Origin of the sequence: Pseudomonas sp. GM74, from assembly GCF_000282455.1 — a bacterium.
Lineage (GTDB): Bacteria > Pseudomonadota > Gammaproteobacteria > Pseudomonadales > Pseudomonadaceae > Aquipseudomonas.
The window spans coordinates 1-25,573 of record NZ_AKJG01000011.1 but is presented as its reverse complement, the minus strand read 5'-3'; the positions used below and the strand labels follow the sequence as shown (position 1 = coordinate 25,573).

Genomic DNA, 25,573 nt, shown 5'->3' with positions numbered 1-25,573 from the left:
CCTGAGTCATGACCACGTTGAACAGCACCCCTCGCGCCGACGGCTTCTACATGCCAGCCGAATGGGCACCCCAAACCCAGACCTGGATGATCTGGCCCGAGCGCCCGGACAACTGGCGCCTGGGGGGCAAACCGGCACAAGCCGCCCACGTGGCAGTGGCCAAGGCGATCGCTCGTTTCGAACCGGTGACCGTGGCGGTTTCCGCTGGCCAATACGAAAACGCCCGTGCCCGTCTGGACGTGCCGAATATTCGTGTGGTTGAAATGTCCAGCGACGACGCCTGGGTCCGCGACTCCGGTCCGACCTTCGTCATCAACAACAGTGGCGAAGTCCGTGGCGTGAACTGGGACTTCAACGCCTGGGGCGGTTTTGACGGCGGCCTGTATTCGCCATGGAACCGTGACTCGCAGGTTGGCGGCAAGATCCTCGAGATCGAGCGCAGCCCGCGCTACCGCACCGAAGGCTTCGTGCTGGAAGGCGGTTCGATTCACGTCGACGGCGAAGGCACCCTGATCACCACCGAAGAGTGCCTGCTCAATCGCAATCGCAACCCGCACATGGACCGCGCAGAAATCGAAGCGGTCCTGAGTGCGAACCTGGCTGTGGATAAAATCATCTGGCTGCCGGATGGCTTGTTCAACGACGAAACCGATGGCCATGTGGATAACTTCTGTTGCTACGTGCGCCCGGGCGAAGTGCTGCTGGCCTGGACCGATGATCCACAGGACCCGAACTACCCGCGCTGCCAGGCGGCGATGAAAGTGCTGCAAAGCAGCACTGACGCCAAGGGCCGCCCATTCACGGTGCACAAGATGCCGATCCCGGGTCCGCTGTTTGCGACCGAGGAAGAATGCGCCGGTGTCGATCCGGTCGATGGTACGCAGGAACGTAATCCGACTGTTCGTCTGGCCGGTTCCTACGTGAACTTCCTGATCGTCAACGGCGGCATCATCGCGCCGAGCTTCGACGACCCGCAGGATGACCCTGCAAAGGAAATCCTGCAGAACCTGTTCCCACAGCACGAAGTGGTGATGGTGCCTGGTCGCGAACTGTTACTGGGGGGCGGCAATATTCACTGCCTTACCCAGCAACAACCCGCGCCACACAAGGAGTGAGTGAGGTCGTAACAGCTTGAGTTGATTGCGAAATCCCTCAGGTTGTCGATCAGCCTCCCGGATTGCACGGAGCCCGCGGCCCTACAGGCCTGCGGGCTTTTTTGTATCCGCCGGGCCACACTTCAGACACCTTGGCACAGCTCTTGTATCTCTGTTTTCGTAACTTGGGGAGGGGAGGACTTCGATGTTCTGTCATAAACCTTGGATAAGTTAGCCGCTCACAAACCGGGAGAGAGCGCTGAAATGAACGCCGAAGTGAATGTTGTGGGCGAAAAGGCGTTGCATCCCCTGGCAGTAAACAGCGAATCGCTCCAGATCCTGGCGCACTGGTTCAAGTCCAATGGAATGCGTCAGATCAGTGAAACTGATCCGCGCCGGACGATGATCGAGCGTTACCCTGCTGGTTTATTCAGCGAGGCGGAACTGGATGCGTTGTGGGATGTAATGGAAGGATAAGAAGAAAAACAACGGATTGAACAAGAAAAAGCGCTGCCGGGATGGCAGCGCTTTTTTTTGCCTGATACAAATCTCCCAAACACGGGAGAACGACTGTGGGAGCGGGCTTGCTCGCGAAGGCGTCGTGCCAGTCAATGTAAATGTCGACTGATCCTCCGCTATCGCGAGCAGGCTCGCCTTCAAGGGGGGGTGTGACGCAACCATTCGACCGATTCAAGCAACAGACTGAAAGCCAATCCGGCGTTTTTCCGGAGCCGCCGCGGCACTAACCTGCCGACATCGAATTTTCCTGAATTTCTGTCGGAGCTTTCCCATGATCCTGCATTACGTCTACGACCCCTTGTGCGGTTGGTGCTACGGCGCCAAACCGCTGGTGCAGGCCGCCCAAGCTGTGCTGCCCGTGATTGCCCACGGCGGCGGCATGATGACGGGGGCCAATCGGCAAATGGTTTCGCCACAACTGCGCAGTTACGTCATGCCCCATGATCGGCGCATTGCCGAATACAGCGGGCAGCCGTTCGGCGAAGCCTATTTCGAAGGTTTGCTGCGTGATCACAGCGCCGTGTTCGACTCGGCTCCACCCATCGCTGCAGTGCTGGCTGCCGAGCAAATGACCGGTCGCGGACTGGAGTTGCTGGGGCGTTTGCAAAGTGCTCACTACGTGGAGGGGCGTCGCATTGCCGACGAATCGGTACTGTTTGAACTTGCTCAGGGCATGGGACTGGCACGCGAAACCTTCGAAAGAGCCTTCAGGGCGGCCGATACCGAAGGCCATATCAGGAACAGTCGGGCTCTTTTGGCCAAGGTCGGTGGGCAGGGCTTTCCGACCCTGGCGCCTGAGCACAATGACCAGTTCACCCTGATCGATATCGGGCCATGGCTGGGCAAACCCCAGGCATTTGCGCAGTGGCTGGGTCAGTCACTGCCGGAGCAGGGCTCATCCGATTCCGGAGCAGCCTGCAGTCTCGATGGTTGCGTTGATTGATTATTCCTGCCGCGTAAAGCAATTTCTTAGACGATTTTCGCCTGTTTTTAGAAGATTCATGAAATTGACACATCGTTGAGGGCGCAGCTACGATTCGGCCACAACGCCTGTGGCCGACCGCCACGATCAAAAATTATAAAAAGGCCCGCCGCGAGAAATCGTGGGCGGGCCTTTTTGTTTTCGCATTGAAATAAGAGCGCAATAGCGCCGTTTCGGCCGTTCGACACAGCGCGTATCAACCGTATCAAGGAAAAAATAAAATGTTGAACAAGCGAATCAGCCTGATCGCACTGGGGATTTTGAGCGCTACACAGGCCATGGCGAACGACCAGGCCGAATCCAAGGGTTTTGTTGAAGACAGCAGCCTCAAAGTGCTGCTGCGCAACGCCTACATCAACCGTGATTTCAAAGACGGCAACCCGGATAAATCCGAGTGGGGCCAGGCGGCCATCGGTACGTTCTCGTCCGGCTTCACCCAAGGTACCGTGGGCGTGGGTGTGGATGCTTTCGGGCTGTACGCACTGAACCTGGAGCGCAGCGAAGACCGTAGCGGCGCGCAAGGCATCGATTTCTTCAAGAAGGGCGACAGCGGCCAGCCGGCGGACGACCTGTCCAAGGGCGGCGCGGCGATCAAGTTCCGCCTGTCCAGCACCACCCTGACCTACGGCGACCAGATGCCGGCCCTGCCGGTGCTGAACTACGACAACTCGCGCCTGCTGCCGGAAAGCTACACCGGCACCTTGATCACTTCCAGGGAGATCAAAGGCCTGCAACTGGACGCCGGTCGTTTCACTGCCGAATCGCGTAAAAGCGCCGAAGGCCGTGACAGCGGTGGCTTGAAGTCGATCAACGTATTGGGCGGTAGCTACCAGTTCACCGAGCAATTCAAGGCTGCGCTGTACGCTTCCGACGTCGAAGACGTGCTGAAGAAGCAATACGTGAACGCCAACTACGTGTTTCCGATCGACAAGGATCAGTCCCTGACCCTGGACTTCAACGGCTACCGCACCAAGCTGGAAGATTCCTACGTCCGCGAAAACGCTATCACCGGCGACGACAACAAAATCTGGAGCCTGGCGGCCACCTTCATCACCGGCCCGCACTCGTTCACCCTCGCGCACCAACGCAGCACCGGCGACAGCAACCTGGGCTACGCCTACGGCGGCTACCAGAAAGATCAAGGTCGCATCGGCGACGGTGGCAACACCATCTACCTGGCGAACTCCTACTGGTCTGACTTCAACGCCGAAGACGAACGCAGCTGGCAACTGGGCTACGGCCTGGATTTCAGCACCTTCGGTGTACCGGGCCTGAGCTACAACTTCGCCTACGTACGCGGTGACAACATCACCACCTCCACCAGCGAAGGCGGCACCGAGCGCGAGATCTTCAACCAGATCAAATACGTCGTGCAAAGCGGCCCGGCCAAAGACCTCAGCGTGAAACTGCGCAGCTCGGTGCTGCGCGTGTCGCAGAAGTCGAGCGAGTACAACGTGAGCGGCAACGAAGTGCGTGTGTTTGTGGATTACCCGATCAATATCTTCTGATGATGGGGTGCGGTATCGAGGCCTGATCAGAGGCTGAGAAAGAAAAAGCCCCGACTGGTTCGGGGCTTTTTTGTGGGCATAAAAAAGCAACCGATTAGGCTGCTTTTAAAAGAGGTCTCACCCGGGCGCTGATATTCAGGTCATCAACGGGGTTCCTAACGCCGACTATTGCCACCTGAAGGCAGTCGGTTTCGCGCTAGAGGATATCGAACAAATCAGTTTCAGAAGGACTTGCCGGCGTCTGTTCGCGAAATGAATGAGAGCCGCGTCAGCCCTATCGCGGAGGGTAAGCCTTAACAAATGCATTCGCGCTTCAACGCGAACGTGTCGCCCGCAGCGACATGTCCCGAAGACGTGTCGCAAAAAGTGGAAAATTGCGACACGTAAGCAAATGGACGACAGAAAAAACGGCATAGAGTCCTATAGTAATCATTACACCACGTAACGAATGAAGTTCCCGCCCCCACCTTTATCCCCTCCCGCCAACCTCATACATTCACCTCCAACGCCTCTCCCATCATCCCGACGGGAAGGTCACTGGAGTTGCCCTCATGCCTTTCGTAACCGTACGCATCACTCGCGATGGCGTTACCACTGAGCAGAAAGCTCAGGTGATCGCCGAAATCACTGAAACCCTGGAACGCGTCCTCAACAAGCGCCCTGACCTGACCCACATCGTGATCGAGGAAGTCGACACCGATAACTGGGGTTACGCCGGAATCACCACCACTCAGTACCGCAAGCAACTGGCCGAGGCGGAGGGGCAGTCATGACGTCGTCCGTCACCATCGATTTCATCTCCGATGTGGTGTGCCCCTGGTGCGCGCTGGGGGCGGCGGCGCTGGAGCAGGCGATCGAGAACGTGGCCGGGGAAGTCTCGGTCGAGCTGACCTACAAGCCGTTCGAATTGAACCCGAACATGCCGGCCGAAGGTGAGCCAGCGGTCGAGCACTTGATGCGCAAGTACGGGAGAACGGCCGACGACGTCGCCGCCGGCAAGGCCATGCAGATCGCTCGCGGCGAGGCCATCGGCTTCAAATTCGATCTGGAGAAGCGCACGCACTTCTACAACACCTTTGATGCGCACCGTTTGTTGTTGTGGGCGTTGCAGGAAGGCCGGCAAGTCGAGCTGAAGAAGGTCCTGCTTCGGGGGTATTTCAGCGAAGGCCAGAACCCGAGTGATCACCAGGCGCTCGTGAGTCTGGCGACTGAAGCGGGGCTGGACGGGGCAAGTGCACAAGAGGTGCTGGCGTCCGGTGCGTTCGCCGCTGAGGTGCGGGAGCTTGAAGCGTACTACCAGCAGCGCGGCATTAACTCGGTCCCGGCCATGGTGCTGAACGGTCGCCATCTGGTGTCCGGTTCGCAATCGGTCGAGTACTACGAACAGATGTTGAGAGAAATGGCCAAGGCACCGGCCGACGCCTGATCACAGATTTTCTACCCCATTCTTTATTGTCAGAGGTCTTCATCATGAGCATTTCGAAAAAAGTAATTGTCATCACCGGCGCATCCCAGGGTCTTGGCGACGGTATGGTCAAAGCCTTCCGTGAACTCGGTTACCGGATCGTCGCCACTTCACGCTCGATCAAGCCGTCCACCGATCCGGACATCCACACCGTGGCCGGTGACATCGGCGAGCCGGAAACCGCCCAACGGGTCATCCGTGAAGCGATTTCCCGTTTCGGTCGCATCGACACCCTGGTCAACAACGCCGGGATCTTCATCGCCAAGCCGTTCACCGCGTACACCGCAGAAGACTACGCCAATGTGTTGTCGGTGAACCTCAATGGCTTCTTCTACATCACCCAACTCGCCATCGCCGAGATGGAAAAGCAAGGCAGCGGCCACGTCGTCAACATCACCACCAGCCTGGTGGACCACGCCATCGACGGTGTTCCATCGGTATTGGCTTCGCTGACCAAGGGCGGCCTCAACGCGGCAACCAAATCCCTGGCCATCGAATACGCCAAGCGCGGGATCCGGGTGAACGCGGTCAGCCCAGGCATCATCAAGACCCCGATGCACGGCGAAGAAACCCATGCAGCACTGGGCAATCTGCACCCGGTCGGGCACATGGGCGAGGTCGATGATATTGCGCAAGCGGTCGTGTATCTGGACGGCGCCAAGTTTGTTACTGGCGAAATCCTGCACGTGGATGGTGGTCAGAGCGCAGGTCACTGACAGCTCTTTATCAAAGCCCGGAAACAACAAAGCCCCTGCATTTCTGCAGGGGCTTTGTTTTGTATGGTGCGGCACCAGGAATCGAATTTAATCATAAGCATTTGAAAATCAACATATTTTTAAATAGATGTTGATGCGTTTACCTCTAATTTTACCCTTTTTAGATAAATTGATTTGATTAGGCGTGTTGCAATTTCGATGTAGAGGGCGCAGATCATTCGGAGGTGGCAGTTTAGAAATTTTCATGTTGGTAGACCCGTTTCAAAAGGCACCAACCTAAGACATGGACAATATTCATTACGGACCTCACAGAGAGTTTTAGATAAAATACGTTAAAAATCAGTTGGTTGAATGATTTGCGCCGCTTTGGCTCAAGCGTTGAGGCGGTCCAAACGTGACTGCCACACCATACTTTTCCGTGGTAATTTGCGATCTTGCCGTATCAGGTGCTTTGGCGATTGGGGACCTGACCTGTCAGGGCAACTACATCAACCCTTTTTCTCAAGGTTGGGAAGCAGACAGTTAGCGAAAGGGATTTTTATGGTAGATGTGCGAGGATTGGTTGGGGAGTCTTTTAAGGGATGGAGTCTGGCCAAAGAGCTAGGTCGTGGTGCTGATGGAATTGTTTATTTAGCACAGAAAGAAGATGAAGACAGAGCCGTCAAACTGTTTTTTCCTGAGTCCCTAAAGAAAAATGGGCTGGAAGAACAGTTGGAAAGGATTGAGTTACAACTTTCGTTGGCCGGCAAAAAACACCACCCAAATTTGGTTGAAGTTTTTGATGGCGGATTTTGTAGCGATACTGGAACCATATATCTTTTTATGGAGTTCGTTCCAGGTTCCACTTTAGAAGTTCTACTTGGTAAGCTTCCCCAAGCTTCGGTCGCGCCGCTTATCGCGCAGCTGGCAGACGCAGCTTGTTTTCTTGAATCCCAAGGTTTAGTTCATCGAGACATAAAGCCTGCAAATATCATCGTGAACGATGACTTTACAAGTTTGTGTTTGCTAGATTTAGGAATTGTCTATGAGTCAGTTGCGACCGAGGGGGATGATAATCGACTTTCCGGTGGAGAGTTTGTAGCATCTTTACGGTACAGTCCCCCAGAGTTTGTGTGGAGGCAGGAGGCGAGTTCTGATAATAGTGCATGGAGGGCGATTACCTTCTATCAAATAGGCGCAACGATCTACGAGATGTTAGAGGGACGGTGCATATTTGATGGCTATGATAAGCCGAGGGCTTGCCTGTATGACTCGGTTAGATGGAGGACGCCTTGCTTTACGTCGACATCTACCGAAGATTGGATCGTGCACCTGGCTCAATCTTGTTTGGTGAAGGATTGGCGTGAAAGAGTATCGCTCATTGACTGGTCAAGCTTTTCTGGGCCCTCAGAAGCAGCAGATTTCTCACAAATTAGACGCTCTATAAGGCTTAGGCAAATACACGCAGATGAAAAAAAGGTACTTGAGAAAGAAATGAATCCAATTGATCCCGGGATTACTCTGAGAAAAGCTATTTGGGAAATCCAGGGAAGAGTTTTTATGGAGGTCAGGCGATTCTTGATTGCTGAGCAAATCTTCCCGAGATTCAGCGGTAATCACAAAAGCATTTCAGAAGTTGAGTATTTGCTGCAATATGTATTCGAGGCTGATGAAAGCCTGAACTTTAAGGGCATTTTAGAATTCAATGTTCTATTGAGCTTGCCCGATGCAAGTCAGCAAAGCCTTGAGGTCTCAATTTCCGCACTAGTTAATGGCGAGTCAATCTTCAAAGGGCTGTGGCTGGAGATATTTTCAGTCGAGAAAGTTTTTGAACGTTGTAAGTTGGCTTTATATACAGTAGCGGACAAGATAGTCCCTGTCGCTTAAGGAGCAAGGAATGGTTAGCGCGTTTTGGATTGGCGAAGGCGACCTGGATGAGTTCCAGAAGAAAGCGGTCGGAGGGATGGGGGCTACTGAAAGTTTTCTTTTGACCGGACCGGCAGGGTCTGGGAAAACCAACATTCTGTTGCTTAGGGCCAAATGGCTAAAATTAAAAAACATTAGCAATTTTAAAATTGTTGTATTTACCGCTAGTTTGAGGGAATTCTTTCAGCATGGTTGTACACAATACGACCTGCCAGCGGATTATGCCGTGACGGCAATGCAATTGTTTAGAGAGTTGCTGGCTGAGTATGGTATTGAAGCTGAGAGCACCGGGAACTTTGAGGAGGATAGATCTCTATTGGCGGGGGTCTTAAAGTCTTTTATAACAGACAATGGGATCGAAGATATATTTGAGGCGCTTCTGATAGACGAAGCCCAGGATTATACTGATACTGAGCTTTTTATATTCAGAAGTTTGGCGGAGAGATTGGTTATTGCTGCTGACTCCAGGCAGTCAATTTACAGGGTCGCGCAGACTCCTGGTTTGATGGAAAAGCTAGTTGACGGAAATGTGGTCAGATTGAAATACCATTATAGAAGCGGTCATAATATTTGTTTGGTCGCAGATGGGATTAATAAAGATTATATTACTTATCCGCATATTACGGGTGAGTGTAAGTATGATGAAACTGCCCGGCCTTCGTCTGTTTCAAAAGTGCAGTGTGATACTTTCCAATCTCAGGTGTCGGAAATTATTTCTAAACTGCACGAAGAACTGCTTTTGTATCCGGGCGAAAAAATCGGTGTTTTTTTTCCGAAAGCTAATCAAGTCGCTGAATTCAAAAACTCGCTAAGTGTTTCTGCGTTACCCGATAAGGATCGCGTGATAACTTGGACTCTCCATTCGAGTAAGGGGTGGGAGTTCAGATCTGTCCATATCGGCGGGTGTGAAGCATTACCTCAAATGCGGGCCACGCAGAAGAGGCTAACCTATACTGGAATTTTGCGTGGTAAAACTTCAGTAAGCTTATACTACTCTGGTAGTATTCCCGGCTATTTGGAGAGTGCGCTTCGGGTTTTGTCCCCGCCTGCTGCGGATCCAACATTCGACAACCTATTTGGAGTCTGAAGATGCTTGTTGAGAGTCGGCAGAATTTGGAAGATTTTTTGCGAATTACAAAATCCAAAAAGGAATTTAGAGGCGATTTGTTTGATAGCACCTTAACTGCTACAGGGATTCAACATAAATGTTTTTGGAATAAAGAAGTTGATTTTCTGCAGCTTCCAGTTTTTGTGATTCCTGAAAAAGATGATTTGGAGAGTTTTTTCGCGGATGTTGCGACGTACTACTCATCGTTTTCACCAATTTCATCATATGTGCATGTCTGTAATGATGATATCGCCAAAAATATTTTTTTGGGGGCAAGGAAAGCCTATAAAATAGCTAAGCCAAGTGAACGGAAGTTAAAGGCGTATTTGGCATGCATATTGGGTGATGTTATTACTGGTGCTCTGCATGAAAGTAAAACATTGACTACTGGAACTATAAGTTATGCATCTTGCTCTCAGGCAGTATCTTTTTCAATGGCGCGCTCGAATATACTTTATCCATGGATGAACCCTGAAGATGTGGCGGAACGATGGATTCTTGCCCATAAAATCGTACAGAAGGAAGTAGCCTCCTCGCTGCTTGAAACTGCGATAGGCTTCTTCAGGATGATGGATGATGGAGCCAGGGCGGAAAAAAAACCGAAATTCGATGCTATAGAGTTTGACAGTGACCTAGCTAAATACGTTTCTGGCTCGATTGGCGAGCTTGAACTCGATAATATTTTGGCCACCAGCTTTGCAATTACTAATGAAGCGAAGATGATTGGCGGGGCCTTCAATAATAGGGTTTCTGGGTTTAACTCGTTAGTAGCTGTTGTTGAGTCCAGCCCTTTGCCGGCGAGACAGAAGTCTATATGCATGGCTTATTACTGTAACAGGATTTTGCCTGGCTCTTTAAGTCATGCTGAAATTTTGAGGGAGAAGGTCCAGAATTACCCGGATGTAGTATTCTGGTATGCAGTTTTCGCCTGTCTTTCCGATGAGTTTGATGTAAGGTCCATTGCTTCTGGCGTATGTATTAAGATCATAAGGGATTTGGTTTCTCCTATGGATTTCGAGACACGTCCATCATGCGATATTTCGATCGAGGAGCTTGAAGTTTTATCCAGACTTTCGTTGAAAGCATCTACTATAAAGCCGCGGCAGCGGCGGATAATGAGAGTTTCTCTTTTGCCAGGAGTCGAAGTAGATATTACATTTGGTGAGGCAGATGCGCAGGAAAAGATACCTGATCAGCACCAAAACCAGCTTGATTCAAAAAAAATGAGGTCGTTGCTGTTTGAAGCACTTGACCTGTTAGATGAGAGAAAAGCGCGCAGCGCCCCAAGTGATAGTTATACCTCGCGAACCACAAGTAAAAGACGGGGGTACTGAGTGTCTACATTTGATGATTTAATTTTTTACAGAGGCTTCAGCGCGAGTCATGATATGACTCAACGCCAAGTACATGTAACGCGTAAAAATCGACGCGCTAGGGATTTATCACCGGAAATTCATGCTTCTGCGGACGAGTGGTTCATGAAGAATTTCGGTGTGTTCTACCGAAGCCAGTCAGTATTCGTAACTTCAGATTTAAATGTAGCTATTGCTTATGCAGAGTCTCCAGCGCATGTTGCTAGAGTAATACCAATTGATAAGTATAGTTTTTGCTGGTCAAAACAACTTAGAGACATGATGGAGTTATTTATCGGCGGAGCTCTTGCGGGCAGAGTGCATCAGGAGCTTGATGCGGCAGGTTATACGGAGGCGGACTTGTCGTCCGCGCATGCAAGTGGCCATGAAGTCATGCTTTTCTGTGACTCTTATTTGTCTATTCCTCTAAATTTATTATGACAATTTTCTAAAGTATCTAAATTCGATATCAGGAGCTGTGGGTTTCTAACATTCTATATAAAACATTCGTTATTCGCATGTGGTAGTATGCGTTGATGGTATATTATTGTTTTAAGTTGTTTTAAGTTGTTTTAAGTTGTTTTTTTGTTGGGGGCGTGTGTCGTGGCGGGGTAATTCCTAGCGGTAACTTGGTTTTATGAATTTATTAAACTCTCCGCGCGGTGATTTTATCGACTAGCGTCATCGTGTGTGACTAGCAGGAATCTTCGCGCTTAGCCTAGGGCTAATATCTTGGTGGAAGCTAGTCCCATTTTGATCGCCCTGTTTGGACAATCTAGTGCGTTGTTATTTTTATCGCCTATCCTACTTTTCAAACCATGTCTTCCCCATTCGAAGAGCAATTAGCTTGATGGTAAGGTGATAGTAGTATTGGGTTCCAGTAGCCTTGTCTCTTATTGCATATGTCAGAAACCATACGAGGTGCTTTCGTTGCCATCGCCATGGGCTATCTAAGTTCCAGTGCTCAAGGATAGTTGCCTGAATGGTCTTGGCCTGGCGTATGTGACGTTGACGCGTAGCATGCGCTCCAGTCAGTACCCCTGCCAAGAACAGCTCTATATCAAATGGTTTAGTCATGCTCGGCTCCTATGTAGGCCGACACGACGTCTGCTCGACCATGCCCCAGTTCATAGCTGATCAGCTTGCGGGCCTCTCGATCAAGATGGGAGACAAGTTCGCGGCACCGACCTCCGTTAACTGGCGCAGGGTGATCGGTGATCTGTGTGTACCGCTCGCACGCGTACGCCGCACGAAATTCGTGAAAGCCTTTTAGGTTGTGAAGGTGGAGCAAATCTCTGGTTGGCCGCACCACGCTCTGGTGAAAGTCAACGTAGGTTTCATTTTGCCCAAGTAGATTCCGGCTACCCGCAGGAGACACATTTTCGGCGTACCGGAGCGCCTCACGAATATGCTCATCCACATTGATCCAACGCGGCGCGTTGGCCCCGCTGCGGCCACCTTTGGTGCCGTCCTGAATATTGATTTTGCCGAGGGTTTTGGCTTCAAGCGCTAGACGCGGAAGGTCAGCAAGTATAGCTTCGCGCAATCGCATACCGGTCGCCCTTGCTAAAAGGACGATGGCAGCTGCACGAGGATGCTGCTCATGAAGCAACTCTACAATGTGGGTTATTTGGTCGCGATCTTGGCCTTGTGGCGAAAATATGCGAACGCTGCTCCGCCGCATCCCCAGTGCCTTGCTCGGACTTGGCACTTTCACATACTGATCACCGCGAAGCGCAGCCATGGTCCGGTTGACGCTGGATAATCGGTTTTGTGCAGTGCTGATAGCTAAGTCGCCTCGCTCGACTCCGCCGCGGAGGTGCATCGCATAATCCGACAATGTCTGCCGATCAATCTGCCGAGCGTCGTTGAACCCTGGCCCGTCCTCTGACCTGCACCAGCGCACGAATGCCTGCCAGCGATCACCGTGCGCTTTGACCGTGCCGTAGTGCCCGCCGCTGAACATGTCTTTTAATGCCTGCTGTCCGGCATAACTCAGTTGCCGACCCCATCCAAAATTGCGCCCATCTCGTTTACCTACCAATGCCATCATCAAACTCGTCTTTAAGCCAAACCTTCAAAACCGTCCCCACGTCATCCCGCCAAGAATGTTGAGTGTTATCAGGGATCAAGGCCCCTGCGACCTGTGAGGGTTGTCCACTAGCGCGGGACTGGCGGCTCTTTACGACCGAGAGCTTGGGCATCTCATGATCTGGCCTCCTGAGCACCTCCGAAGAAGTGGGCGGGTAGAGGCTGCACTGGCTGACGAGACCGGCGGCGCGAGATCCTGAGTCGGGTGAAGGCAGTGGTGCGATGACCGGGGCATACCTGACTGTCAGTCAGGTGCAGTCCATTCCTTGGGCTGCGGCACCATCATCGGCATCGCTGTTGCTGGTGACTTCGGTGTTTGTCACGCCGATTGTCACGAAGGGGAATGCCGCAAAGCCTTGTACGAGTTGGGCTGCAGCAGCGGTAGGAGCGCCCGTCTCTTTCCAGAAGAAAGAGACGGGCGCAGATTGGCGCAGTGAAATGGCCAAGGGGATAGGTTGCTGCAGGGCAGATGGGTAGGGGATGTATTTGCCGCAATGGCAATGATCTGAAGTAGGCATCCATCACTCGGTGAGTGACCGTGCGAGCCACCGGACGCTAATCGCACTTAGGGAGAACCACCACGGTGTGGCGTAGCATTAAAGGTTCTGGCTACCTGGGTTGCTGTCAACGACAGCGCTTTGCCCGATCTTTTCTACGCCTGTGGATAATTTGGGTCAAGGTTCCATTTTTCGGGAGTTCTGCGCCTGTGGATGAAATTATCCACCGGTGGAAATCAGTGGTTTTCCACAGACAGTTGCGTGAGCTTTAGATTTTTTAAGTGAGGTCCATCCAAACAGGGCGGCTTTGCAGCCCTGTTTGGATGGACCCGCGTGGACAAACGGATCACTGAGATATGAGGACCGAGCGCTTACTCAATTGCGCCACGTTTTGCTTTTAAGCGAGTGACGTTCGGTCCGGTCTGGTTCGCGAATTCGTGGGGGGTGACATGCTCCTGTCGGTTGGCCTGCAGGTACCGGCTCCACCAGTTCATGATCAATCTGCGCTCCTCAATGAATTCGGCCTTGTGGATGTAAGCGGCGCGGACGTTGTTGCGTTCTTTGTGGCTCATCTGCCTTTCAATGGCGGTCTCGGACCACAGTCCTGACTCAATCAGTGCGCTACATGCCATCGAGCGGAAGCCATGCCCACAGATTTCGGTTTTGGTGTCGTAACCCATATTTCGAAGCGCGCTGTTCACCGTGTTTTCAGACATCGGTTTCGACGGGTTGGCATCACCTGCAAATACCAGGTTGAATTCGCCGGTGAGTGTGCGGATCTGTTCAAGCAGGGCCGCGGCTTGTGGCGATAAGGGTACAAGGTGGATGTCCCCGGCCATCTTCGTACCTCTTGTTGAAAAGGGTACGCCTTCCAACGCTGGTCGCGTGTCCGGTATCTCCCAGGTGCCGCGCTTGAGGTCGAACTCGCTCCAGCGGGCGAAGCGCAGTTCGCTGGAACGGACAAACACATGTAGCGAGAGCAAGACTGTCAGCCGAGTCAGCGTTCGTCCTTTGTAGGTGTCGATGCGCTCCTGCAATTCAGGCAGACGCGATAAGGGTAATGCTGGGCGGTGAACTACCCTCGGGGCTTTGATCAAACCTTCAAGGTCGGAGGCAGGGTTTGCCGCGATCTGTCGAGCACGTTTCGCCTCGCGCATGATGCTTTGCAGGTAGTTTTGTACCCTTAAGGCGACGTCAATCGTGCCGCGCTTCTGGATTGCTTCCAGAGGTTGCATCAAGTCGTGCGTGTCTAGGTCGACAATAGCGCGATCACCGATTAGTGGAAAAACATGGGTTTTGAGACGGCTCATGACCGTCTTGGCATGGCCCGGAGCCCATTTGGCAGACATCGCTTTGTGCCAGTCCAAGGCTGCGCTCTTAAAGGTTCGGCCTCGGATTGTGGCTTGCGTCTTGGCTTGGTGTTTGGACTCGATGGGGTCGATGCCTTCCGCCAGCATCCGCTTGACCTCCAGGCGCTTCTTGCGCGCATCGGCGAGGCCGACCACGGGGTAGTTGCCGAAGGAGGTCAGTCCTTCACGACCATCAGGTTTTACATACCTGAAACGCCAGCCTTTGCGGCCATTGGGTTGGACTAAAAGGTAGAGGCCGTCGCCGTCGAAAAGCTTGTAGGCGCGGTCGGTGGGCTTGGCTGAACGGCAAGCCGAATCGGAGAGTGGGGAAGTGGTGCGCGACATAAGGGTACTCCTCCCTTTATCGAATGACCTTACCCCTATCTTTATCCTTAAAACAGCTGGTATCCATAAGATTTTGGCGGAATCCGACGGAACGCCAAAACGTAAAAACCCGCCAGAAGGCGGGTTTTTCGGGGGTTCCAGAGATTTTGAAAGACTTCTCTGGAACCTTGTATGGTGCCGGCACCAGGAATCGAACCCGGGACCTACTGATTACAAGTCAGTTGCTCTACCATCTGAGCTATACCGGCGTGTCAGGGCGACGATTATAGCGATTGGCTGGCTTCTGTAAACCCCTGAATTCTGACTATTTTTGTTCGGGCTTCAGGTCAGGCACGCAGCAGGGTTTTCTTGAGTTTCTGAATGGCTTTCCAGGTTCGACTGTTTTGCATCGCGCGCAGCTGTGCCTCGGCCTGTTCGGCGCGTTGCAGGGCGGCGGCGAGTTGGTTTTCGGCGTCGCTGACGGGGTGGCTGAAGTTGTGGCCTTTGCAGAATTGGAATTCGTCCAGGTTGCACGGCGGGATGTCGAAGGCGGGTTTGAGGTTCAGGTGTTCTTCGGCGAGGTAGTAGGTGTTGATGCCGTCAAACAGGATGGACTGGTAGCCGGCACCGGTGACGAGGGTTTCCCAGGTCTGGTCGCGCTCCCACGGGGTTTCGATGAGGATGACCCACGGCCGCCACTGGGTGAAGTCCATGCCGCGCAGGACGGTCTCTTCGTGGCCTTCGACATCGATTTTCAGAAAATGGATGTCGCGGCCCTGGGCGTGTTCTTCGCAAATGGACGTCAGGGTGCGCGATTGGACGGTTTGGCTGCGCACGTCCATACCGGCGTCTTTGTGCATCTGCGCCATGGCCGGGTCGACGGTCGAGAGGCCGGTGCCGGCGATGCCGTAGAAGGTCAGGCTGTCGGCGCTTTCGCCGGCCACGCATTGCAGGTTGGTGTCCTTGGGGCGTTGCTGGCACAGGGCTTCGTAGTAGTTGGGCATCGGTTCGACGTTGATGCCGGTCCAGCCATGGTCGTAGAACGCCTTGGTGACTGAGTCATGGGTGGGATGGTTTGCCCCGACGTCGATATAGAAGCCATTCTCGACGGTTTTGAGGGCGCGCCACAGGCGTATGTCTTCGAAATTCTGTGCGTAGGAAATGAACGTCACTGGCGCATCCTGTCGGAGAAATGTTCTTGTTTGTGGCCGCGCTGCCGGCGCCCTTGCGTGTGTGTATATCAAGAGTGATGAAAGGGTGCAATTTCCCCTGTCTGCCGTCCGGGATTAGGCATTTATGTCGTTTTGATTAAATGCTTATGCACAATGCCATTGGCGGCGCACTAGGTTTAGGCCAAATTTGTGGAGCTGTTCTCATTTGTCCGCAAATACCTGTTTTTTCAATTTTTTATGCGTGTGTACAAAAAATGAACAGTATGGATTTTGCCCTGAAACCGGCGTGGATATTGGATCCACGATAATTCCATCAACAGAGTTATCCACAGGTCGGGTGTGTTTAAGCGCGTTCGGCCAGGAGCAGGAAATTACGCGGGGTGAGCGGGGTTTCGCAGAAGGTGCCGACGCGGACGCTGTAGCCCTGCTCGGCGAGGAAAATTGCCCGGTCAAGGACCAGCCAAAGTTCTAGCGGGCGTCGGAAAAGTCCGCGTAGTAGTTCAAGGTTGCGCACTTCGGCCAATCGCTGCCAAGCGGCGGCTTCGAGACTTGGCCAATCTTGCGGGCCGATTGTGGATAACTCTTTGAGTGCGGCCAGGTGACGGCAGTAATCGGCGAAGGGTTTGTCCAGCCAGGCGCTGGGCAGGGAAGGAGTTGGCAGGTACTCGTCCAGGCCGCGCAGTTGCCGTTGCAGCAAGTCGAAGCCCAGCCGTCGGGCCATGGAGGTGTCGCGTTGACGTCGCACGCGTGCACCGGCGGTAACGGTTTCGCTCATGGGCAACGCAAGGTCGTCGAGGGAGAGTTGTAGGCCGGAGCCTTTGGCGGCCGAGGAAATCGGCGAGTATTGGGCAAGACTGATCCGGTTGTAGCAGCACGGCGCAATGGCGAGTTGTTTGCAGCCTGTGGCGCTGGCGAGTTGAATCAGCCGCACATGCAAATCACCGCAGGCGTGAAGCGCGACGGGTGTGTGATTCGCACTCAGTAAAGAAGCTGCGTCTGCCGCGAGCACATCCTGTTCGATATGCAGCGCATGCAGGTGATGGCGTTGGCTGAGCGCCTGGCCGCTGGTGACCAGTGCCGGGTCGTATTCCAGGCACGTCAGTTGTTGCCCGGGTTGCAGCAGCCGGCGCCCCAAGTGCCCCTTACCCGAGCACCAGTCCAGCCAATGCTGCGGTGCTTCGCAAAACTGCAACCGACTGGCGAAGGCCTCGATCTGCTGCCATTTGCGCCCCGGCACATCGACGTTCAATCGATGGCCCGCCGCTTCGAGCGTGCGTGCGGGCAATTTATCCACAGCACTCAAGGCGACGGACATCCTTGCCAGGGAAGCAAAGGGTTCCGGTGCATTCAGGAGGGCGGGTTGGTTGTGAGTGTTTTCCGCGTCTTCCAGCGTTCGCTCACGTAGCCATGCGGCCAGCTCCGGGCAGGATGCTTCCCAGGGTAGCCGTAGATGAGTGAACGGCCGGGGTTTCCACAGTGCCTGATGCTCTGTCAGAAAAGCATCCAGCGCGGTGAAACGGGCGAGCAGGGCCTCGCCCGTCAACACGCCGGTATCAACGCCCTTGGCAGGCATCGACGCGCAACCAGCGCTCCAGCAGCTTGAAACCGCGCACCAGCACGTAAGCCATTACCAGGTAGAACATGCCCGCGGCGAAGAAGATCTCCACTGGCAGGTAGGTCCGGGCAATGATGGTGCGGGCCATGCCGGTCAGTTCCAGCAGGGTCACGGTGCTGGCCAGGGCGCTGGCCTTGAGCATCAGGATCACTTCGTTGCTGTAGGCCGGCAGGCCGATGCGCGCGGCGCGCGGCAGGATGATGTAGAACAGCGCCTTGGGTCTGGACATGCCCAACGCCCGTGCCGCCTCGATCTCGCCCGGTGGAATCGCCTGAATGGCGCCCCGCAGGATTTCCGCAATGTAGGCCGCGGTGTGCAGGGTCATGGTCGCCGTGGCGCACCAGAACGGATCGCGCAGGTACGGCCACATCGAGCTGTTACGGATCGCGTCGAACTGCGCCAGGCCGTAGTAGACCAGGAACAGTTGAACCAGCAGCGGCGTGCCCCGGAAAAAGAAGATGTAGCCGTAGGGAAATGCCCGCACCCACCACAGGCGCGACGAGCGGGCGATGCCCAGTGGAATGGCCAGCAGCAAACCGGCGATCACGGCGATGGCCACCAGTTCCAGGGTCAGGGTTGCGCCCTGGGCCAGTTTCGGCAGCCATTTGATGATGACTTCCCAGTTCATTGGGTGCTCCTCGCGAAGCCGCGAGCGGCGCGTTTTTCCAGGAAGTGCATGCCGGTCATCGCCAGCACCGTCAGGCCCAGGTACATGAACGCAGCCACCATAAAGAAGGTGAATGGCTGTTTGGACACGGTCACGCCGATTTGCGCATGACGCATGATTTCTTCCAGGCCGATCACCGACACCAGCGCGGTGTCTTTCATCAGGATCATGAACAGGTTGCCAAGGCCGGGCAGGGCGATGCGCCACATTTGCGGCATGATCAGCTTGGTGAAGATGCGCCACTTCGACAGGCCCAGGGCCACGCCGGCTTCACGATGGCCTTTGGGAATGGCGAGGATCGCGCCGCGAAACACTTCCGTGGCGTAGGCGCCGAAGCACAGGCCCAGCGCAATCACGCCGGCGGCGAAGGCGTTGAGTTCAAGGTCGGGGTTGCCGAAGAACTCGCCCAGGGCACGCATCAGGTTGACCGTGCCGAAGTAGATCAACAGCACCCAGAGCAATTCCGGGATGCCGCGAACCAGGGTCGAATAAGTGCCGCCAAGCCATTGCAGCGGCTTGTACGGGGAAGTCTTGGCCAAGGCGCCGAGCAGACCGAGTACCAGCCCCAGGCACAGGGCCGAGAGTGCCAGTTTCACAGTCATCAGCGCGCCAGCGGCGAGCGCCGGGCCGAATCCGTAGAGGTCGATAATCATGGATTTCTTTTCAAATCGCGGCAGGCAAGGCCGAGAACCGGCGCCATCAGGCGCCGGTCAGGCAGGTCAGTATCAATAGATGCTGAACGGGAAGTACTTGTCGTTGATCTTCTTGTAGGTGCCGTCAGCGACGATTTCTTTCAGCGCGGTGTTCAGCTTCGCGCGGATCGGATCGTTTTTACGCACGGCAATACCGATCTTGTCGCTTTCTTCCACTGGATCGCCCTTGAACTCGTAGCTACGGCCGGCGTCGCTTTTCAGCCATTCGTAGTTGACGTACTTGTCGGCCAGGATGCCGTCCAGGCGGCCGGAGGTCAGGTCGAGGTAGGCGTTTTCCTGGGTGTCGTAGAGCTTGATGGTGATGTCGTCACCATAGTTGTCTTCCAGGAAGGTGCCGGCCAGGGTCGCGCGCTGGGCACCGATGATCTTGCCTTTGAGCGCTGCCTTGTCGGTTTTGAAGTCGATGTCTTTCTTGGCGATGAACTGCAGCTTGTTGGAGTAGTACGGGTCGGTGAAGTCCACCGCTTGCTTGCGCTCGTCGGTGATCGACATCGAGGAAATCAGGAAGTCGAACTTCTTGGCGTTCAGGGCCGGGATGATGCCGTCCCAGTCGGAGGTCACGACGGTGCACTCGACTTTCATCTTGGCGCACAGGGCGTCGCCGATCTCTTTGTCGAAGCCGACGACATTGCCACTGGCATCTTTATTGTTGAACGGCGGGTAAGCCGCTTCGATGCCCATCTTCAGGGTTTCGGCCATGGCACCGGCGCTGAACGCCAGGGTGACGGCGGCAGCCAGGAAGACCTTTTTGTAGTTCTGCATGTGGGTAGCTCCGTTAGCGGTTGCTGGACATGAATTGTTTGCAGCGCGCCGAAAGCGGGTTTTCGAACACCTGCTGTGGCGATCCTTGTTCTTCTACCAGGCCCTGGTGGAGGAACACCACTTCGCTGGAGACCTGACGGGCGAAGCCCATTTCGTGGGTCACGAGCAGCATGGTGCGGCCTTCTTCGGCCAGCGCGCGGATGACATTAAGTACTTCCTGGACCATTTCCGGGTCAAGCGCGGAGGTGGGCTCGTCGAACAGGATGACCTTGGGCTGCATGGCCAGGGTGCGGGCGATGGCCGCGCGTTGTTGCTGGCCGCCGGACAACTGCGCCGGGTAGGCATGGCGCTTGTCGGCGATGCCGACCTTGGCCAGCAGGGCTTCGGCCACTTCGATGGCTTCGGCCTTGCTCTGGCCGAGTACACGGCGCGGGGCTTCGATGATGTTGTCGAGCACGCTCATGTGTGGCCACAGATTAAAGTTTTGAAATACAAAACCGATTTCGCTGCGCAAGCGATTGATCTGCTTGCCGTCGGCGGCCACCAGTTCACCGTTCTTCGCGGCCTTGAGCTTGAGTTCTTCGCCGGCGACCAGGATCTGGCCCTGGTGCGGGTTTTCCAGCAGGTTGATGCACCGCAGGAACGTGGACTTGCCGGAGCCGGAGGAACCCAGGATCGAGATCACATCGCCGTCGCGGGCGGTCAGCGAAATGCCTTTGAGCACCTCCAGCGAACCGTAGCGTTTGTGCAAGTTGCGGATTTCAAGCGCGGGCGTGGCCTCAGCCATGTGCGTTCCTCATATATGTTGCGCTCCTGCTGTTGGCGGCCTTCCTGGCGAGGCGGCCAACCTAGCATAGCGTTTCAATGGCAGCCAACAGCGCTACGGACGGTAAACGGCTGGCGTGTGGCAGGTTGTCGCATCGGCGCAGCAGACTGTCGCCCCATCAACAACCGAACAGCCGTTTGAACCTTGCCTTCCGATAAAAAGCGCGGTGGCTGCCGCAAAAAAAGGCGCGATGTTGCCAGCTTTGACAGGGTGTTGGAAGCGCTATCCGGCCAAATGCACTGGTTGTGCACTTTTAATGTGCGCGGAGGCATTTTCAGGTGTGTTTCCGGTGTGCTGATTCACCCCACAAAGTGGGTGGCTGGGTAACGTTCTGGCGAAGTGCCATTAAATTCAATGGGTTGCGATGACTGTCCGGTCGAGGCGAGATCGCCGGGTTAGAGGGTTTTGAAATATTTTGGCGCAATTATTGCGTGCAGAATCCAGAACGCCCTGTTGGCTTCTTTTTACGAGAAGGACCGCCGAACGGGATGCACGCATTCGCTTCTCCTTACAAAGGTAGTTTTAATGAGCAGTACCCAAAGCTCTAATGGCCTCGAACAGGGGCTCAAACCGCGCCACGTGACCATGCTGTCGATTGCCGGGGTTATCGGCGCCGGCTTGTTCGTTGGCTCGGGTCACGCCATCGCCGCCGCAGGTCCGGCTGTTCTGTTGGCTTACGCCGCCGCCGGCATGTTGGTGGTGCTGGTGATGCGCATGCTCGGCGAAATGGCCGTTGCCTCGCCGGACACCGGTTCGTTCTCGACTTACGCCGACCGCGCGATCGGTCACTGGGCCGGTTTCACCATCGGCTGGTTGTACTGGTGGTTCTGGGTTCTGGTGATCCCGTTGGAAGCCAACGCTGCCGCGACCATCCTGCATGCCTGGTTCCCTGGTGTGGACATCTGGGCCTTCGCCCTGGTCATCACGATGCTGTTGACCGTGACCAACCTGTTCAGCGTGAAGAACTACGGTGAATTCGAGTTCTGGTTTGCCCTGATCAAAGTGTTGGCCATCATCGGGTTCATCATTCTCGGCGTAGCGGCGATCTTCGGCTTCCTGCCGAACAGCCAGGTCAGCGGCGTTTCGCACTTGTTCGACACCCAGGGCTTCCTGCCAAACGGCATGGGCGCTGTACTGGGCGCGATCCTGACCACCATGTTCTCCTTCATGGGCACCGAGATCGTGACCATCGCGGCCGCGGAATCGAAGAACCCTGGCAAGCAAATCTCCAAGGCCACCAACTCGGTGATCTGGCGGATCGGCTTGTTCTACCTCGTGTCGATCTTCATCGTTGTGGCCCTGGTACCTTGGAACGACCCGGTACTGGCAAGCCTGGGCTCCTACCAGACCGTGCTTGAGCGCATGGGCATCCCGAATGCCAAGATCATCGTCGACATCGTGGTACTGGTTGCAGTGACCAGCTGCCTGAACTCGGCGCTCTACACCTCGTCGCGTATGTTGTTCTCCCTGGGCAAGCGCGGCGATGCACCGGCCATGTCCACCCGCACCAACAAAAGTGGCACGCCTTACTGGGCGGTGATGTTGTCCACTGGCGCCGCGTTCCTGGCAACATTCGCCAACTACGTGGCCCCGGCTGCCGTGTTCGAATTCCTGCTGGCCAGCTCCGGCGCCATCGCGTTGCTGGTGTACCTGGTGATCGCGATTTCGCAACTGCGCATGCGCAAGCAGCGTATGGCTCGTGGTGAGAAAATCGTCTTCAGCATGTGGCTGTTCCCGGGCCTGACCTACGCGGTGATCGTTTTCATCGTTGCGGCCCTGACCATCATGCTGTTCCAGGATGCCCATCGTGTGGAAATCCTCGCGACCGGCTTGCTCAGTGCCCTGGTAGTAGCGGCCGGCTTGCTGGTGGCTCGCCGTCGCAAACTGGAAAAGCGTGGCGCGGTAGTGCTGAACTGATCCATACCGCGTAATGTAAAACGGCCGCTGTCAGTGATGACGAGCGGCCGTTTTTGTTTGAGTCGTAACCCTTACTCGGCTTTTTCTTCCGGCGTTTCCAGCGACTCGCGGTAGACATCCAGCGCAGCGCCGAAATCGGCGATGAACTGAGGCTCGCTCAGCCATGCCTGGGCGGCGTCGCGGTCCATGCCGTCGGCCCACATGCGGTAGTCGATCAGCATGTCCGCGGCCAGGTGGGTGGCAGCCATGCCTTCGTCGTCGGCGTTTTCCATGTCCAGCAGTTCTGGATGGTCGATGATGATAAAGGCGAGGTTCGTCAGCAACACCGAGAGCATTTCGCTGCGGCTGACGGCTTCCGCGTCGCGCATTTTGCTGAACATCGCCAGGGTGTATTCCGGGATTGGCTCGCCGAACTCGGGCAGGTCCTGATCCACGATGGATTTTCTGCCGACCATGCGGATCTGCTTGGCTTTGGCTTTTGCGCGCTTGGCGCGTTTTTGTTGCTTGTTCAGGGAGGCCATGGGAACTCAGTTCGGTTTCTGTTGGGTTTGCGCGGCAATGGCGTCGGACGCCGCCACGTAGTCGGCCTGGAAGGCCGGTGATTCGATCCACGCCAGTGCGCCGGCCTCATCGGTTTCGGCCGACCATTGGCGATATTCGATCAGAGCAGCGAGGATGAAGTCTGTTGCTGTTTCCTCACCTTCCTGCTCCAGTACCAGTGCGATAAGCGGATGTTCCAGAAAGGCCGCGCACATGGCCTGCTGGCTGATCTTTTGTGCATCGATCATCTCTTTGAACATGTCGGTCAGGTCCACCGACTCGAAGTCGATGCGATCGTCGTTCGGGTCCAGTTCCACCGGCGCTGCAGCCCGCTGGGTGCGGTTCTGCTTGGCCTTGGCCTTGGCGCGGGAGGCGCGTTTTTGCTGCTTGTTGGCGGAGGCCATGGGCGTCGTTCCGTATTCGTTGAAAGGGCAAAAGGCCTAGGGGGCGTTCTCAATTAGTTTTCCCGGCGCGGCGTGAAAACTAATTGAGAACGCCCCCTAGCTGCGTGGCACTCGCCGCCCGGGAGTATCGGGGGCCAGTTCGCCGTTTTGCAGCCAGGCCAATGCAATGGGCCATAGTGTGGCTTGGTATGCGCTGCGAAAAAAGGCGAAATGTCCGACTTCTTCTTCGCCGATGTCTTCGGGATGGATACGCAGGTGAGAGTTTGTGCTGCCGGTGAAGTAGTCGAGCAGGCGTTCGATGGCCGGGATCGTGCCGTAGGGATCGTCGCTGATGCTGATGGCCAGGGTTTGCGCGGTGACGCCGGCAAACGGCAGTTGCCCGGCGGTTTTGCTGATTGTGCGGCCGCTGGAGCGCTTCTCGTAGCGGGCAGTGGAGAGGCTCCAGTCACGGACTACGCCGGCGGGTGTGTCTTCCAGCCAGCCGAGGCGTTTGCCCGGAAAGTAGCCGTAGATCATCGTCACCAGCGGCATCAGTACATGCCACTTGCCGAACATGCGCCAGCGATGGGCCGGCGCATAATCGCGCCAGTAGGCGAATTGCGCTCCGACCGTCACCAGGCGCCGGATCAGGTGCCCGGACGCCCCCAGGCCTGCTGCACAGCCGCCAAAGCTGTGGCCGACCACATCGACAGGCTGCCCGGGGAACTCACGCTGCGCGCGCTTGAGCATCGCCTCGAAATCCAGCGAACCCCAATCGGTCCACGAGGCCTGGAGCCCCTTCAGCGATGCCGGCCGCGACTCGCCGATACCGCGGTAGTCATAGGTGATGACGTCGAAGCCGTGGGCGAACAGGTAATCGGCAAAACGCGAGTAGTGGCGACAACGGACCGAGGTGGCGGCATTGATGATCACGACCGGACGAGCGGCGTCCCGAGAAGGGTGTCGCCAGGTGAAACCACCGAGGATGAAGCCGTCCGGAGCGGTTTCCTTGAACGGTTTGCCGGGGGGGATATCCGGCAGCGGCAACTCGATGGGAGTGGGGGCCAGTGGAGGCGCGTCCTGCAAATTCATCGGCGTCAGACCTTTGCGGGTAGCTGCCAACGATAGTCTTGATGCCGCTGATGAACAATCCGTTCGACTCAACGCGGTTGTTGATCGAGCAATCGTTGTTCAAGTGCCGCCCATTCCCGACTCCAGCAAGAAGCCCTGCGAGCCCCCTTCGAAGATGCCGGGAGTTGCTGAGAAACAGGCAGGAAATACCGGATTCGCCGGCAGGTCATGTCTGATGCTGGGCGAGGGCTGGGGAACAAATGGCGTAGTACGTTTCGTGCTCAGGCCAAATCAATCTAAACCCCTCCCTCCGGCTGGAAATCCAAAGAGTGTAACGATTGGGTTCTGCAGAACCCGGGAGTCGTCATCATGAAATACCTTCATTCACTCCTGTTGCCTCTCACCACCGTCGGCGTGTTGATGTCTCCAGCGATATCACCTGCCGCCAGCCTTGAGCCCATCGACAGTTCAGGGGTGCAGGTGCAAAGCCAGGAGCAAAACGGCATTACCTACCTGTCCGGCGGTATTGGCGAGGATGAGTCCAAGGCCATCCAGCAGACCACCGGCTATAACCTGCACATGACGTTCTCTGTCGGAGCGGGAAATGAATACGCTCCTGACGTGAATGTGGTTATTCAGAAAGCCCCGGGGCAGACCGTACTGACGCTCAACGACGCCGGTCCGCTGGTTTACGTGAAACTGCCTGCCGGTAAGTACACGGTCATTGCGACGCATCACGGAGAAACACGGCATGACGTTGCCGATGTTGGCAGTGGTGCAGCCCGTAACCTGGTTTTCCACTGGGATGATGCGAGTTAGCGAGAGCCTTGGAATCTAGGCGGGGCATCAATCCCTGAATCTCGCATTTGGGTACTTGGGGGGATGTCTGGGGGGCTTCGCTTTCCCGCTGGCATAAAAAACCCTGAATCCTGCGATTCAGGGTTTCTCGATGCTTGGGTCCCAGAGGAACCCTTTATCAGGCAAACAGGTCGGTAGC

General features: G+C 55.3%; 25 protein-coding genes and 1 tRNA gene. 13 read left to right on the top strand and 13 right to left on the bottom strand.

Features of this window, described 5'->3' with window-relative positions:
- Nucleotides 1–8 precede the first annotated feature (8 nt).
- The 11 genes from aguA (at nt 9) to PMI34_RS28695 (ending at nt 11,090) form a co-directional block, all read left to right on the top strand.
- The gene (gene aguA, locus PMI34_RS23855; protein WP_008046548.1) at nt 9–1,115 is read left to right on the top strand and encodes an agmatine deiminase; all 1,107 of its coding nucleotides are present in this window, start codon (nt 9–11) and stop codon (nt 1,113–1,115) included.
- A 243-nt stretch (nt 1,116–1,358) separates the two neighbouring features.
- Complete coding sequence (locus tag PMI34_RS23860; protein WP_008003171.1) at nt 1,359–1,571, top strand: hypothetical protein; 213 nt, start codon at nt 1,359–1,361, stop codon at nt 1,569–1,571.
- A gap of 313 nt (nt 1,572–1,884) precedes the next feature.
- On the top strand, nt 1,885–2,556 hold the full coding sequence (locus PMI34_RS23865) for a DsbA family protein (RefSeq protein ID WP_008046545.1): 672 nt from the start codon (nt 1,885–1,887) through the stop codon (nt 2,554–2,556).
- A 260-nt stretch (nt 2,557–2,816) separates the two neighbouring features.
- Nucleotides 2,817–4,103 (top strand): OprD family porin, encoded by a 1,287-nt coding sequence (locus PMI34_RS23870; RefSeq protein WP_008046543.1) that lies wholly within the window; start codon nt 2,817–2,819, stop codon nt 4,101–4,103.
- A gap of 551 nt (nt 4,104–4,654) precedes the next feature.
- Nucleotides 4,655–4,876: a tautomerase family protein gene (locus PMI34_RS23875; RefSeq protein WP_008046542.1), complete on the top strand. Its 222-nt coding sequence runs from the start codon at nt 4,655–4,657 to the stop codon at nt 4,874–4,876.
- Nucleotides 4,873–5,529 (top strand): DsbA family oxidoreductase, encoded by a 657-nt coding sequence (locus PMI34_RS23880; RefSeq protein WP_008046540.1) that lies wholly within the window; start codon nt 4,873–4,875, stop codon nt 5,527–5,529. Before PMI34_RS23875 ends, PMI34_RS23880 begins: the two co-directional genes overlap by 4 nt.
- Before the next feature lie 44 nt (nt 5,530–5,573).
- Nucleotides 5,574–6,284: an SDR family NAD(P)-dependent oxidoreductase gene (locus tag PMI34_RS23885; protein WP_008046538.1), complete on the top strand. Its 711-nt coding sequence runs from the start codon at nt 5,574–5,576 to the stop codon at nt 6,282–6,284.
- Between the two features lie 540 nt (nt 6,285–6,824).
- Complete coding sequence (locus PMI34_RS23890) at nt 6,825–8,150, top strand: serine/threonine protein kinase (protein WP_008046536.1); 1,326 nt, start codon at nt 6,825–6,827, stop codon at nt 8,148–8,150.
- A 10-nt stretch (nt 8,151–8,160) separates the two neighbouring features.
- The gene (locus tag PMI34_RS23895) at nt 8,161–9,276 is read left to right on the top strand and encodes an AAA family ATPase (protein WP_008046534.1); all 1,116 of its coding nucleotides are present in this window, start codon (nt 8,161–8,163) and stop codon (nt 9,274–9,276) included.
- Between the two features lie 2 nt (nt 9,277–9,278).
- The gene (locus PMI34_RS23900) at nt 9,279–10,631 is read left to right on the top strand and encodes a hypothetical protein (RefSeq protein WP_008046532.1); all 1,353 of its coding nucleotides are present in this window, start codon (nt 9,279–9,281) and stop codon (nt 10,629–10,631) included.
- A gap of 54 nt (nt 10,632–10,685) precedes the next feature.
- Nucleotides 10,686–11,090: a hypothetical protein gene (locus PMI34_RS28695; RefSeq protein ID WP_162130352.1), complete on the top strand. Its 405-nt coding sequence runs from the start codon at nt 10,686–10,688 to the stop codon at nt 11,088–11,090.
- A gap of 628 nt (nt 11,091–11,718) precedes the next feature.
- On the opposite strand, the gene PMI34_RS23905 is transcribed toward PMI34_RS28695, so the two are convergent.
- From PMI34_RS23905 to PMI34_RS23945, 10 genes are all read right to left on the bottom strand, one after another.
- Nucleotides 11,719–12,699: an integrase domain-containing protein gene (locus PMI34_RS23905; protein ID WP_008046531.1), complete on the bottom strand. Its 981-nt coding sequence runs from the start codon at nt 12,697–12,699 to the stop codon at nt 11,719–11,721.
- A 289-nt stretch (nt 12,700–12,988) separates the two neighbouring features.
- Nucleotides 12,989–13,258: a hypothetical protein gene (locus tag PMI34_RS27830; RefSeq protein ID WP_238538754.1), complete on the bottom strand. Its 270-nt coding sequence runs from the start codon at nt 13,256–13,258 to the stop codon at nt 12,989–12,991.
- Between the two features lie 350 nt (nt 13,259–13,608).
- A complete protein-coding gene (locus PMI34_RS23910; protein ID WP_008046530.1) occupies nt 13,609–14,931 on the bottom strand; it encodes a tyrosine-type recombinase/integrase in 1,323 nt (440 codons plus the stop codon).
- Between the two features lie 172 nt (nt 14,932–15,103).
- A tRNA-Thr gene (locus tag PMI34_RS23915) sits at nt 15,104–15,179 on the bottom strand.
- A 78-nt stretch (nt 15,180–15,257) separates the two neighbouring features.
- Nucleotides 15,258–16,082: an FkbM family methyltransferase gene (locus PMI34_RS23920; RefSeq protein WP_008046529.1), complete on the bottom strand. Its 825-nt coding sequence runs from the start codon at nt 16,080–16,082 to the stop codon at nt 15,258–15,260.
- A 343-nt stretch (nt 16,083–16,425) separates the two neighbouring features.
- Nucleotides 16,426–17,655, bottom strand: a complete 1,230-nt coding sequence (locus PMI34_RS23925) for a methyltransferase (RefSeq protein WP_008046528.1) — start codon at nt 17,653–17,655, stop codon at nt 16,426–16,428.
- Nucleotides 17,636–18,325, bottom strand: a complete 690-nt coding sequence (locus PMI34_RS23930) for an ABC transporter permease (protein ID WP_008046525.1) — start codon at nt 18,323–18,325, stop codon at nt 17,636–17,638. The genes PMI34_RS23925 and PMI34_RS23930 overlap by 20 nt, the downstream gene beginning before the upstream one ends.
- Entirely contained in the window at nt 18,322–19,017 is a 696-nt protein-coding gene (locus tag PMI34_RS23935) for an ABC transporter permease (RefSeq protein ID WP_008046524.1), read from the bottom strand. The genes PMI34_RS23930 and PMI34_RS23935 overlap by 4 nt, the downstream gene beginning before the upstream one ends.
- 72 nt (nt 19,018–19,089) lie before the next feature.
- Complete coding sequence (locus PMI34_RS23940) at nt 19,090–19,839, bottom strand: ABC transporter substrate-binding protein (protein ID WP_008046523.1); 750 nt, start codon at nt 19,837–19,839, stop codon at nt 19,090–19,092.
- Between the two features lie 13 nt (nt 19,840–19,852).
- Nucleotides 19,853–20,626, bottom strand: coding sequence for an ABC transporter ATP-binding protein (locus tag PMI34_RS23945; RefSeq protein WP_007972784.1), 774 nt, complete (start codon nt 20,624–20,626; stop codon nt 19,853–19,855).
- A gap of 564 nt (nt 20,627–21,190) precedes the next feature.
- Between PMI34_RS23945 and gabP the strand changes: the two genes are divergently transcribed.
- Nucleotides 21,191–22,582 carry a GABA permease gene (gene gabP / locus PMI34_RS23950; protein ID WP_008046522.1) on the top strand — a complete coding sequence of 464 codons (1,392 nt, stop codon included), beginning with the start codon at nt 21,191–21,193 and terminating at the stop codon, nt 22,580–22,582.
- Nucleotides 22,583–22,653: 71 nt separating this feature from the next.
- Here gabP and PMI34_RS23955 read toward each other — a convergent pair whose 3' ends face one another.
- From PMI34_RS23955 to PMI34_RS23965, 3 genes are all read right to left on the bottom strand, one after another.
- Nucleotides 22,654–23,103 (bottom strand): hypothetical protein, encoded by a 450-nt coding sequence (locus tag PMI34_RS23955; protein WP_008046521.1) that lies wholly within the window; start codon nt 23,101–23,103, stop codon nt 22,654–22,656.
- A gap of 6 nt (nt 23,104–23,109) precedes the next feature.
- Nucleotides 23,110–23,526, bottom strand: coding sequence for a hypothetical protein (locus tag PMI34_RS23960; RefSeq protein WP_008046520.1), 417 nt, complete (start codon nt 23,524–23,526; stop codon nt 23,110–23,112).
- Nucleotides 23,527–23,622: 96 nt separating this feature from the next.
- Nucleotides 23,623–24,597: an alpha/beta hydrolase family protein gene (locus tag PMI34_RS23965; RefSeq protein ID WP_008046519.1), complete on the bottom strand. Its 975-nt coding sequence runs from the start codon at nt 24,595–24,597 to the stop codon at nt 23,623–23,625.
- Between the two features lie 348 nt (nt 24,598–24,945).
- Here PMI34_RS23965 and PMI34_RS23970 point away from each other — a divergent pair, with 348 nt between their 5' ends.
- A complete protein-coding gene (locus PMI34_RS23970; RefSeq protein ID WP_008046518.1) occupies nt 24,946–25,395 on the top strand; it encodes a hypothetical protein in 450 nt (149 codons plus the stop codon).
- The last annotated feature ends 178 nt before the right edge of the window (nt 25,396–25,573 follow it).